This is a genomic window from Amycolatopsis sp. NPDC043887, assembly GCF_056435665.1.
Genome location: NZ_JBWKEB010000038.1, coordinates 1 through 9,108, shown reverse-complemented (window position 1 = coordinate 9,108; position 9,108 = coordinate 1). Strand labels below are relative to the sequence as shown.

The window sequence follows — 9,108 nt, the reverse complement described above, 5'->3', positions numbered from 1 at the left end:
TGCAGGCAGTGACCCATGTCGATCACCAACACCCAACGTCGTCCATCATGATCCACAAAAGCGGGTGTCGCAGGTTCGAATCCTGCCGGGGGCACAAAACCCCTGATCACGGAAGCGATCAGGGGTCTTGTGTCTCACCGGCCCATGCTTAACCCTCATCTTTGGGTGACTCGATGCTCGGACGTTCAGCGAGCGCCGGACCGACCTCATTGCCAACGACACCGCGCTCCATGTAGTCCTCCTGAGTCGTGCTGATGCGCTCGTGCCCGAGGTAGTCCGCGATCTCGCGTGCCGTCAGCCCGGCATCGTCGAGCACCCCTGCGACGTAGTGACGGAAGTCGTGCGGATGCAGCCCTTTGAACGGCGTCTTCTCCACGACTCGCCGGATCCGGGCTCGGGTGTTGTCTGGATCTCTGAGCGTGCCGGTCGCCGAGGGAAACACCCATCTGGACTCGGTGAGAGTGTTCCGCGCTTTCAGAATCTCCATTACCCAGGCGGGCGGGCGGATCGTTCGCATACCGGCCCTGCTCTTCGTGTGGTCCTGCACATACAAACCCTGCCCGGTCACCCGAATCACCGTGCCACGAAAGCGAACCGTTCCGTTGTCGAAGTTGATCGAGGTGTCCCAGTCGAGCGCGAGCAGTTCGCCAATGCGGCAGCCGAGCCCCGAGAGGACGTCAACCATGTCGACCAGGTCCCATCGTCGTGCAGATTCGGAGGCGTGGAAGACACCGAGGACCTGACCGATGCTGCGAGCGTTGACCATGCGCTCTTTCTTGCGCTTCTTGGCACCCAGGCTCTCGATCTCCCGAACCGGGTTCTTCTCGATCGCGTCATGCCGGACGACCAGAGCGAAGATCCCGGACAGGACCACCTTTACGTGCGACGCTGCCCCACGGCCATGACGGTCGCGAATATCCGTGATAACCCGGTTGACTGTCGAAACGACGACGTCTCCAACGCGTCGCTCTCCAAGCGGTTTAACGAGGTAGCGATTCCATGTGTCGCGGTACTCGCGCTTCGTTCGAGCCGCCTTGCTCGATTCGTCGATAGCCTTGAGCCACATAGCCGCCGCAACAGCAACTTTGGTCTCAGGCTTGATCTCGCCCTCCCCGTTTCGTCGCTTGCGATCACGGAGCGCTTCGAGCAAGTTGTTGGTGGCCTTGGTTTTCGTGTCACCCACCCGTTCCACTGGACGTGTAATGCCGTCGTAGTCCTTATAGTTAGCCACTGCGCGGCATCCGCCGTTCGGCAGGTCATATGTTCGGATCTTGCCCCACGTGCCCAGGGGCATCGGCGGCCGGGCCATCAGATACCCGCCTGTTCGTCGAGCCAGGCTGTGACTGCCTCGGACCGGTAGCGGACGTACTTGCCAACGCGGATGCCCGCCGGTCCCCTACCTGTCTTGCGCCACTGGTAGATCGTGTTCTTCGGAACCTTGAGAGCCTGCGCGACTTCATCGAGTGTGAGGAGTGGGTCCATTGTAGTTCTCCTTGTCGTACTTGTGTTTGCGGTCGTCTCGGATGCGTTCGGCGATGCCGGCGGCGAGTTCGCGTTCTGCGTCGTCGATGTATCCGGCGCCGTCGAAGGTCCAGTCGTTGACGACGAGGACGGTGTCTGCGCGGTCGTCGAGGCCGAGGCGTTCGAGGGTTTCGGCGAGCCGGAACGCGCGCCGGTCCCCGCGGATGGTCTTGAAGGTCGTGGAGTAGGCCAGCGACTTGGTGAGGAAGTGCCCGCGGAAGGCGAGCATGTGTGCCCAGCGGCGGAGTTTCAGGTCCTCATAGGACGGAAGGTCGCCGAGGTCCCAGGCGGTTTGGATGATGCGGCGGTGGTGTGCCGAGACCTTGAGGTAGTCGATGTCCTGTTGTGACCGGATCGGACGGTCGGCGGCCTCGGTCTTGCCGGTGCCCTTGGTGGCGTACTTGGCGATGTAAGCGGCGAGGCGACCCTCGCTGATCTGGCCGTTCTCGTCCTCGATCTCTGCCGAGGCTGCGCGTTCGATGCGCCGGACGTCGACCTGCGCGCCCCACGTCAGGACGAGGATCTCACCCTCAGGGCGGTGTGTGGTGACCTTCACGTGGCGCGCAGCCGCTGCTACGGCGTCGTCGAGCATGTCCGGGGTGGCCCAGGCCGGGGCGTCGTCGAGGGCGCCGCCGGGGCCGTCGAGGCGGACGACGGCGTGGAAGTGGACGAGGCCGCGGCGCTGGTATTCGGCGACCTTGCCGTAGGACAGGCGGGCGTGGTCGCGGAACTCGCGGGCGGTGAGTCCGGCGCGTTTGGCGATCTCGCGGCGGACGCGGGTGGTGAAGCGCTGCCACAGGACGCCTGCGTGTGCCTGCCACAGGACCGAGGCGACGTAGTCGTAGGTGTCGGGGTCGAGCGGGGTGCCGATGCGGGTGTCGGCCTCATGGTGGACCTCGCCGCAGCCGCAGGGGATGCGCTTACCGCGGGCGGTGGTGCGGGCGTGGTGGACGGGTCCGAAGCTCGGTGCGGTGAGGGTGACGAAGGAGCGCGGCCGGTCGGTGACCGTGGTCGGGACGCCCTTGTGTCCGCCGACGAGGCCGGCGCGCATGAGGTGGAAGGCGTCGGCGGCGTAGCGGTCGGAGCAGGAGGGGCAGACCGCAGAGCGCCGGTTGCCGCAGGGGGCGAAGATGTCGCCGCCGTGGTGGTGCAGCACCTGTCCGGTGTTGGCGTCCTGGAGCTGGTGTGCTCCGGCGAGCCGGATCGGGCGGGCGCAGCCGTTGACTGCGTGGACCTTGGCGCGCCATTCCTGGTAGTCGGCGGCCTGGACACGGGCGGTGAGGCGGTGTTCCAACGTCAGCATGTCGGAGCCCTTCAGTTGGTGGAGACGAGAAACGGGGCACGGCCGTGGTGCTTGGTGGCCGTGCCCCGTCGAGGCGGTGCGTGGTGTGTCAGGCGTCGAGCTTGTGCCCGTTGTGCGTGGTGAGTTGCGCGAGGACCTGTGCGGCCATCGGTTCGGGGATGCGAGCGACGCGGCGGATGTCCTCGGTGGTGACGTCGCGTCCTTCGTTGCGGGCGGCGGTCACCGCGGCGTCGACACGGCTGGAGATCTCGGCCGGGAGCCGAAGTCGCGGAGTCGGTGCGGTCGGCGCCGAACGTTCGGCAGTGACGGGTGCGGGCGTCGGGGTCGGTGCCAGCGGGACGGTGGCGAGAGCCTGTTCCCGTACGCGGGTGCATGCTTGCTGGATCACGGGCATGACTTCCGCGAGCAGGAACACCACCAGGGGGATCACGAGGTGGAAGAACACCATCCCTTTGGACACGGTGCCGCGGGCGGGTGCGAGTCCGGCCCAGACGTTCGCTACCAGGGTCGCGCCGAGAAGGAGCCGTTTGAGGTAGCGCACGGGTGTGGCGTTGACGGTCACGCCGTGGGACAGCATCGATGCTTCCCAGCGGAGCAGGGTCACGAGGATGCCGGCGAGGGCGGGTTCGGCGAGCCAGGCTCCCCACCACAGTGGATCGGTGATCGGGCGGTTTCCGGCGAGGAAGTCGTGCACGCCGGTGGTGGTGAACCCGAGTCCGATCGCGAGGAAGACCCACATGGTGCGGGTGATTGAGGTGCGGAAGCGGTCCGCGGTGACCGCGCCGAGCATGGGATCGGTGGAGAGCCGGTGCACGTCGCGGGCTTCGTCGAGCTGGTCGGCCAGTGCGCGGACGCGACGAGACGGTGCCGGGATGTCCGTGCGGCCGGGCTTGGGTTTCCGGAACATCGTGTTGCCTCCCTCCTGTCGAGGTGGTGAACGGGCGGACGCCCGTGGCACGCCGGAGATCTCACACAGGGCGCGAGGACTCCGTACATGCCGAAGGACGACGGTCATGCAGCGATGAGAGTGTCGAGTTGTGTGAGCAGTGCGTCCCCGATGTGGTGGGTGTAGGCGGGCGGAATGGCCTGCGCGATCTCCGCACGGACGTCGGTGTGGTGGATGCCCATGGCGTCTTGCCATTCCGTGACAGTGCCTTTGCCGCCGCCGTCGCCGTAGACCGCGACCATGTTCCCCGCGTAACGAGTGCCGTGGCGCCAGCCGGCGACACGATGACCACGGTGGGAACGGTGCGGTTCGGTCAAGACGAACGCGCCCTCGATCTCGAAGTACCGGTGCCGGAACACCTTCAGCCCGAACGTCAGGCCACAGAGGACGAGGTCCCGGCGCAGCGCGGAACCTTGCACGTTCTCGATCACGGTCGGGATGCTCGTTCGGGCGCGGACGTCGGCCAGAGCCGCGCGGGTGGTCGGGATGAGGTCGGTGTGTGTGTCGTGCCATCCGGCGCGTTTGCGGTTCCCCGCGGTCAAGGCGCTTGCGTCCAGGCACGGTGGTGACGTGTGGATCGCATCGAACTCGTGTCCGTGTGTGCGGATGAACTCGATCGCGTCGCCCTGATGGAACTCGTAGGGGTAGTTGGGTTGTGGTGCGGTGTCGACGCCGACGACGTCGAAGCCTGCGTCGTGGTATCCCTTCGCTGCCCCGCCGGCACCACAGAAGGCGTCGAGGATTTTTCGGCGAGCCATGGTGGTGTCCTTTCGGGTCAGTGTTCGCCGCGCCACTTGGCGGCCATGCGTCGGTAGTTCTTGGCCTCGCCTTCGAGAAGTCCCGCGATGCGGTCGGCCGTTTCCGCCATCTTCGGGTCCGGCGCCAGATTCTCGGACTTGCTGTTCGCTGCGCGCTGGAGAAAGTCGGCGCTGTATTCGTCGATGAGGCGGTAGATCACCATGAGGTTTTCGACTGTGCCTGCCATGACTGTTCCTTCAGTTCGGGTTGACGGCTGCCCGCTTGGCTGCGATGGCGGACAGCCGCCGCAGTTCTACGGCCTCGTTCTCGTGCATGGTGGCCATTTCGTCGCCCAGCTCAGCCAGTCGCCGGAATGCAGCCACCGTGTACGGCCCGTCGCAAATCTTGTAGAACTCGGCTTGTAGCAGTCGTAGCCGGAGCATGTTCACGTCTCGTCTCCCAGGGGTTGAAGGTTGGACCAGCGCTGGAGCATGGCCTTGCCGCGAGGCGTGAGCTGGAGCGGCAGGACCGGGCTTCGCTTGATCCCGTAGACGCACGTCATCGTGTGTCCGGGGCGGCAGCGAGCGATGTAGCCGTTGGCCATCAGGTGGTGGACGATGTCGTCGTCCAGCGCCGGCCGGGCCCGTTCTCCGTCCTCGATCACGACGACCTTGTCGGAGTCGTCGAGCAGGCCGTAGTGGCCATCGCGGACTTCCGCGAGAACGTCCTTTGCCACCAACGGATTCCCGGCGCCACCGGGCGCTTTCTTGCGGTCTCGGACCGGCGGGCACTGGCGGGCGGGCCGTGGCGGTGGTGCCGGGTCGACCGTGCCGAACAGCCCGAGCTGGTCGCGGTTCACGCGTCTGGTCATCGGATGCGCTCCCTCGGTTTGCCGAACTCCTGATTGCGGAACTCGATCACCCCGAGAGCCATGCCGAGGCCCATGCAGCCGAACACGCCGAGGGTGACCCAGAACAGCGGCGAGGCGCCCTGTGCCCAGAAGATCAGCACCAGCAGGCCCACGGCGGGGGCGCCGTACTTGGCGACCAGCCACACGCGCCACACGTAGAAACCGATGCGCCACATGGTCATTCCTCCTTCATTAGTCGGTGATCGGGGCAGAAAATGAGCACTTCGGACGTGGTCACCCAGCCGGGATAGTTGGCCACGTAGGCGACGAGTTCGTACCAGTCGGGGAACGAGTAAACCTCGTCGTAGTCCGGCGGGTCTCCGCAGATCACGCAGTGGCAGCGGTACACGTGCGAATACTCGATGATCTCGTAGGTGTCCGAGTCCTGCGACTTCAGCCACTCCATGATGGGGTGGCACTCCGCGCGCGACTTGTAAAGCTGCTCGTTCGTGATATCCCAGGTGCGATTCCGCCGATTCCAAGCCTTCACCTCGAAGTACGGCCCACGGGCGATCACTGCGTAGTTCGTCGGGACGAGCATCATTCCTCCTTGTCCGGTCGGTGATTCGGGCAGAACACGTGCAGGTCAGATGTCGCGACCCAGCCGGGATGGTCACGAAGGGCCTCACACAGGTCGAGCCAGGTCTCGTAGACAGCAGGGTCGTCGCCGGGCAGTTCCGCGCACTCCATGCAGCGCGGCAGATAAACCACGTCGAGTTCCGTGATCAGCGTCGAGAGCGCGCCCTCTCGAAGCGCCTGGGCATGCCGCCGCTCCCAGATGAGCAACTCGCGCTCAGCATCCGCCCGGTTCCTATGCAGCTTCCCCGATGTGTGACTGAAGGTGTAGTCGCGAATCCAAGTGGTCAACACGAAATGCGGAACGTGCAAAACGCTGGAATAGCCGTCGACCCTCATCACGCGACCACCGCCAGGCGGGATTCGCCGGTCCAGCCGGAGCGGACGAACGCGACGAGGTCGTCGATGTCGCCGTCGTCGGTGTAGGCCGCACGAACCCGGATCGGTGTGCGGGTCCTCTGCCGGATCACGTAGCCGATACCGGCCGTCTCCGGAATGTTGGGGATTTCATCGGCCAGGGCACCGCGGAGGCGGGAGCCGTCTCCGAGGACCATGTCCACATGCGACTGCGCGGTGACGCGCATGCACATCCGAACCGGGAACAGCTCACGAATCGGCACGGTGTCCTTCGTCGGCTCCTGCACCGCGGCGATCATCGAGTGCCCGGTAGCACGGCCCTGCGACCCGGCGATCGCGAGGTGCTTCCGCAGTGCCCGGCCGATGGTGCCGTCGCCGTAGGCCAGGAGCGCGCCGATTTCGTCGAGGATCAGGATGTTCAGCGGAGTTTCCCGCGACACCGTGATCTTCCGCTTTCCGGTCGAAGCGAACATGCGCTGTACCGCGCGCAGGTCCTCGATGTACTCGTCGACCAGCTCGGCGCACTTGCCCTCGTCGTCGGCGTACCGGTAGGCGACGCCCGCGAGCTTGGCGAACTCCAGTTGCTTCGGGTCACAGATCCACAGACGAACGAGCCCGTCTCGGATCAGCGGGGCCAAGCCGCGAAGGATCGCGAGGATCACCGAGTTCTTACCGGCCCCGGTCGCACCAGCGATAAAGATGTGCTGACTGCCCACGCCCTGCCGCCACTCCGAGCCGTACTCAGTCTCGCCGATGTAGATGTCACCGGGGTCGACCGCGTCGGCCTCCTCGGGCATCTCCGGCGCCGGAATGGTCTCGGTGAACGGCTCCGAGCGTTCCACGATCAGCGCGACGTACCCCGGCTTCGGCCGCTCGATCGCGATGCGCTCCACCCTCAGCGTGTCCGCCAGGATTTCGAGCTTGTCGTCGAACGAACGACGTCCCTGCCCGGGTGCCAGCGCCAATGTGAGCGTGTCCACCGAAGGCGAGTACGAGCGCACCCGGACCACCCGCGGGAACCGTTCCTGTCCGGTCTTGCGATCAGTGGTGTACAGGTCGCAGGCCCGGAGCGCCTTGTTGAACTTCGGCCCGAAGTAGACCGACCAGCGTCGGCGCCAGGCCCGCATCCGGGGAGCGGCGTAGTGGTCGAACGTGTCCGGGTGCGCCCGGTACCAGGTGCAAAGTGCGGCCGCAGTGCCGCCGACGATGCCGCCCGTGGTGGCCCAGCCGAGTTCGATGCCGGAGGCGGTGAGCGCGCCGGGCACGAGCACGGAGCCGGGGTGCCGGGCGGTCCACTTCAGGGCGCGGAACTCGCCGCCCACACGACGCGAGGACTTTGGGGCTTCGTAGGTCTTCCTGGTCCACATGGGAGTGTTTCTCCTTGAGGTAGAACGAAAACGGCCCCGCGTCCTCGGTCAAGAGGGTGCGGGGCCGGTCTCGTGCGGGAAGGTGTAGTCAGGTCATGGCCGGTCGGGCGTCGAGCAGCTCCGTGGTGAGCGTGCCCATCGCGCGGGCGGCCTTGTCGTGCGCGGCGCGGAAACCGTTCTGGTTCAGCGGCATTCCCCGCATCGCGTCCTTGAGCTGGAGCAAGGCGGACGACAGATCGTCGACCACCCGGTCTACCTGATGGCTCATGTCAGAACCTCCACTCACGCGAGATCAGTTCGGCTTCGTGCTTCTTGCCCAGCGTCCGCAGGTGGTCCAGCGCGGCGAAGGCGTTCGTCCGGTACTGCTTCAGTTCGTCCTGGGTGGCAGTGCTCCAGGTGTCGGCACCGCCCGCGCCGTCGTCGACCTTGGCGATGACCTTGTCGACGTCGCCAAGGATTTCGCCGATGAGATCCAGCGTCGCGGTGAACGTGGCGTAGCGTTGCTGCGCGCGCCGGTTGAGCACTCCGATTTGCATGTCAGGACCACCGTTCCGGGCAGTTCTCCAGCGACCAGAGAAGGCCGCTCATGTCCGCGATCAGGAGTCGCATGGCTCGGCCGGCGGCGACCTTGACTTCGTTCGGCAGGTCGCTGTGCCGCAAACTCTGGTAGGACTTGGTCGCCCCATCGATGATTTCTTGGATCTCGTCCATTTCGGTTCAGCCCTTCGATGTCGAGGCCGACAGTTCAGCGGCCGTTTTCAGGTCGGCGGCAAGAAACCTGACTGCGTTCCCTACCGCCTGCCGGATCTCCCGGTCCGGGTGCATGGCTTCGAACTTGCGGTACGCCTCGGTAGCCGCGGTGATGATCTCCAGGATTTCCGGCATGGTGTTCAGCCTCCGTTCCGGATCACGTGCCGTGCGTGTTCCAGGCCCGCGCAGAATCCCGCCTGCCAACCGAGATCCGTGGTCGGTTCCTCCAGCGCTTCCCGGCGTTCCTGCTCCAGGCGAGCCGCGAGCATGCGGATCACCGATCCGACGCGCACTGGGCGGCCCATCACCGACCCGCCTTCGCGGCCAGGCCCAGCGAGAGCACCAGGGCCGGAATGCCGATCATCGGAGCCGCCGCGATCAGGCATCCCGAGAGGACCAGCCAGAACACGTACGGCAGTACGTTCGCGATCATGTCGTTTATCTCCTCAGGGGTAGTTCCATTGCGCGCCACACACTTCGCATGTCGCGATCCCGTGCACCACGTAGAACTTGGCGGTGCAAACGTGCTTGGTCTCAGTAGCCCCGCTTCGGGCCGGACGGGTCATACGAGGACAGCCCGCCCCTGTTCGCCATAACTCCCACCATCGTCCTTCTCCCTTCCGTGCGATCGGTTGGTAAA

18 protein-coding genes are annotated in these 9,108 nt (G+C 65.6%); all 18 read right to left on the bottom strand.

Translation table 11 applies throughout. The annotated features are described in order from the left end of the window. Positions 1–148: 148 nt before the first annotated feature. Positions 149–1,183: a tyrosine-type recombinase/integrase gene (locus AC069H_RS42635; protein ID WP_478236160.1), complete on the bottom strand. Its 1,035-nt coding sequence runs from the start codon at positions 1,181–1,183 to the stop codon at positions 149–151. A gap of 125 nt (positions 1,184–1,308) precedes the next feature. Next, positions 1,309–1,482, bottom strand: coding sequence for a helix-turn-helix transcriptional regulator (locus tag AC069H_RS42630; protein WP_478236159.1), 174 nt, complete (start codon positions 1,480–1,482; stop codon positions 1,309–1,311). Continuing rightward, on the bottom strand, positions 1,457–2,824 hold the full coding sequence (locus AC069H_RS42625) for a replication initiator (protein ID WP_478236158.1): 1,368 nt from the start codon (positions 2,822–2,824) through the stop codon (positions 1,457–1,459). The genes AC069H_RS42630 and AC069H_RS42625 overlap by 26 nt, the downstream gene beginning before the upstream one ends. Before the next feature lie 88 nt (positions 2,825–2,912). Then, on the bottom strand, positions 2,913–3,731 hold the full coding sequence (locus AC069H_RS42620; protein ID WP_478236157.1) for a hypothetical protein: 819 nt from the start codon (positions 3,729–3,731) through the stop codon (positions 2,913–2,915). 104 nt (positions 3,732–3,835) lie between these two features. Next, positions 3,836–4,528 carry a DNA cytosine methyltransferase gene (locus AC069H_RS42615; RefSeq protein ID WP_478236156.1) on the bottom strand — a complete coding sequence of 231 codons (693 nt, stop codon included), beginning with the start codon at positions 4,526–4,528 and terminating at the stop codon, positions 3,836–3,838. Positions 4,529–4,545: 17 nt separating this feature from the next. Next, on the bottom strand, positions 4,546–4,755 hold the full coding sequence (locus tag AC069H_RS42610) for a hypothetical protein (RefSeq protein ID WP_478236155.1): 210 nt from the start codon (positions 4,753–4,755) through the stop codon (positions 4,546–4,548). Between the two features lie 10 nt (positions 4,756–4,765). Next, positions 4,766–4,957, bottom strand: coding sequence for a hypothetical protein (locus AC069H_RS42605; protein WP_478236154.1), 192 nt, complete (start codon positions 4,955–4,957; stop codon positions 4,766–4,768). Continuing rightward, a complete protein-coding gene (locus AC069H_RS42600) occupies positions 4,954–5,379 on the bottom strand; it encodes a hypothetical protein (RefSeq protein WP_478236153.1) in 426 nt (141 codons plus the stop codon). The genes AC069H_RS42605 and AC069H_RS42600 overlap by 4 nt, the downstream gene beginning before the upstream one ends. Then, positions 5,376–5,600, bottom strand: a complete 225-nt coding sequence (locus tag AC069H_RS42595) for a hypothetical protein (protein WP_478236152.1) — start codon at positions 5,598–5,600, stop codon at positions 5,376–5,378. Before AC069H_RS42595 ends, AC069H_RS42600 begins: the two co-directional genes overlap by 4 nt. Next, the gene (locus AC069H_RS42590; RefSeq protein ID WP_478236151.1) at positions 5,597–5,962 is read right to left on the bottom strand and encodes a hypothetical protein; all 366 of its coding nucleotides are present in this window, start codon (positions 5,960–5,962) and stop codon (positions 5,597–5,599) included. The genes AC069H_RS42595 and AC069H_RS42590 overlap by 4 nt, the downstream gene beginning before the upstream one ends. Then, positions 5,959–6,336 carry a hypothetical protein gene (locus AC069H_RS42585; RefSeq protein WP_478236150.1) on the bottom strand — a complete coding sequence of 126 codons (378 nt, stop codon included), beginning with the start codon at positions 6,334–6,336 and terminating at the stop codon, positions 5,959–5,961. The genes AC069H_RS42590 and AC069H_RS42585 overlap by 4 nt, the downstream gene beginning before the upstream one ends. Continuing rightward, the gene (locus tag AC069H_RS42580; RefSeq protein ID WP_478236149.1) at positions 6,333–7,718 is read right to left on the bottom strand and encodes an FtsK/SpoIIIE domain-containing protein; all 1,386 of its coding nucleotides are present in this window, start codon (positions 7,716–7,718) and stop codon (positions 6,333–6,335) included. The genes AC069H_RS42585 and AC069H_RS42580 overlap by 4 nt, the downstream gene beginning before the upstream one ends. A gap of 88 nt (positions 7,719–7,806) precedes the next feature. Further along, complete coding sequence (locus AC069H_RS42575; RefSeq protein WP_465464533.1) at positions 7,807–7,986, bottom strand: hypothetical protein; 180 nt, start codon at positions 7,984–7,986, stop codon at positions 7,807–7,809. Position 7,987: 1 nt separating this feature from the next. Next, positions 7,988–8,254 carry a hypothetical protein gene (locus AC069H_RS42570; RefSeq protein ID WP_478236148.1) on the bottom strand — a complete coding sequence of 89 codons (267 nt, stop codon included), beginning with the start codon at positions 8,252–8,254 and terminating at the stop codon, positions 7,988–7,990. A 1-nt stretch (position 8,255) separates the two neighbouring features. Beyond that, a complete protein-coding gene (locus AC069H_RS42565; protein WP_478236147.1) occupies positions 8,256–8,429 on the bottom strand; it encodes a hypothetical protein in 174 nt (57 codons plus the stop codon). 6 nt (positions 8,430–8,435) lie between these two features. After that, complete coding sequence (locus tag AC069H_RS42560; RefSeq protein WP_478236146.1) at positions 8,436–8,603, bottom strand: hypothetical protein; 168 nt, start codon at positions 8,601–8,603, stop codon at positions 8,436–8,438. 5 nt (positions 8,604–8,608) lie between these two features. Then, the gene (locus AC069H_RS42555) at positions 8,609–8,773 is read right to left on the bottom strand and encodes a hypothetical protein (protein WP_158632669.1); all 165 of its coding nucleotides are present in this window, start codon (positions 8,771–8,773) and stop codon (positions 8,609–8,611) included. Continuing rightward, positions 8,773–8,901: a hypothetical protein gene (locus AC069H_RS42550; RefSeq protein ID WP_478236145.1), complete on the bottom strand. Its 129-nt coding sequence runs from the start codon at positions 8,899–8,901 to the stop codon at positions 8,773–8,775. Before AC069H_RS42550 ends, AC069H_RS42555 begins: the two co-directional genes overlap by 1 nt. Between the last annotated feature and the right edge of the window lie 207 nt (positions 8,902–9,108).

Coding starts and splice junctions, on each gene's coding strand:
- AC069H_RS42565 (WP_478236147.1), bottom strand. CDS start 8,429: ATGGACGAGATCCAAGAAATCATCGATGGGGCGACCAAGTCCTACCAG.
- AC069H_RS42575 (WP_465464533.1), bottom strand. CDS start 7,986: ATGAGCCATCAGGTAGACCGGGTGGTCGACGATCTGTCGTCCGCCTTG.
- AC069H_RS42550 (WP_478236145.1), bottom strand. CDS start 8,901: ATGATCGCGAACGTACTGCCGTACGTGTTCTGGCTGGTCCTCTCGGGA.
- AC069H_RS42590 (WP_478236151.1), bottom strand. CDS start 5,962: ATGATGCTCGTCCCGACGAACTACGCAGTGATCGCCCGTGGGCCGTAC.
- AC069H_RS42615 (WP_478236156.1), bottom strand. CDS start 4,528: ATGGCTCGCCGAAAAATCCTCGACGCCTTCTGTGGTGCCGGCGGGGCA.
- AC069H_RS42580 (WP_478236149.1), bottom strand. CDS start 7,718: ATGTGGACCAGGAAGACCTACGAAGCCCCAAAGTCCTCGCGTCGTGTG.
- AC069H_RS42600 (WP_478236153.1), bottom strand. CDS start 5,379: ATGACCAGACGCGTGAACCGCGACCAGCTCGGGCTGTTCGGCACGGTC.
- AC069H_RS42630 (WP_478236159.1), bottom strand. CDS start 1,482: ATGGACCCACTCCTCACACTCGATGAAGTCGCGCAGGCTCTCAAGGTT.
- AC069H_RS42625 (WP_478236158.1), bottom strand. CDS start 2,824: ATGCTGACGTTGGAACACCGCCTCACCGCCCGTGTCCAGGCCGCCGAC.
- AC069H_RS42555 (WP_158632669.1), bottom strand. CDS start 8,773: ATGGGCCGCCCAGTGCGCGTCGGATCGGTGATCCGCATGCTCGCGGCT.
- AC069H_RS42610 (WP_478236155.1), bottom strand. CDS start 4,755: ATGGCAGGCACAGTCGAAAACCTCATGGTGATCTACCGCCTCATCGAC.
- AC069H_RS42570 (WP_478236148.1), bottom strand. CDS start 8,254: ATGCAAATCGGAGTGCTCAACCGGCGCGCGCAGCAACGCTACGCCACG.
- AC069H_RS42620 (WP_478236157.1), bottom strand. CDS start 3,731: ATGTTCCGGAAACCCAAGCCCGGCCGCACGGACATCCCGGCACCGTCT.
- AC069H_RS42560 (WP_478236146.1), bottom strand. CDS start 8,603: ATGCCGGAAATCCTGGAGATCATCACCGCGGCTACCGAGGCGTACCGC.
- AC069H_RS42595 (WP_478236152.1), bottom strand. CDS start 5,600: ATGACCATGTGGCGCATCGGTTTCTACGTGTGGCGCGTGTGGCTGGTC.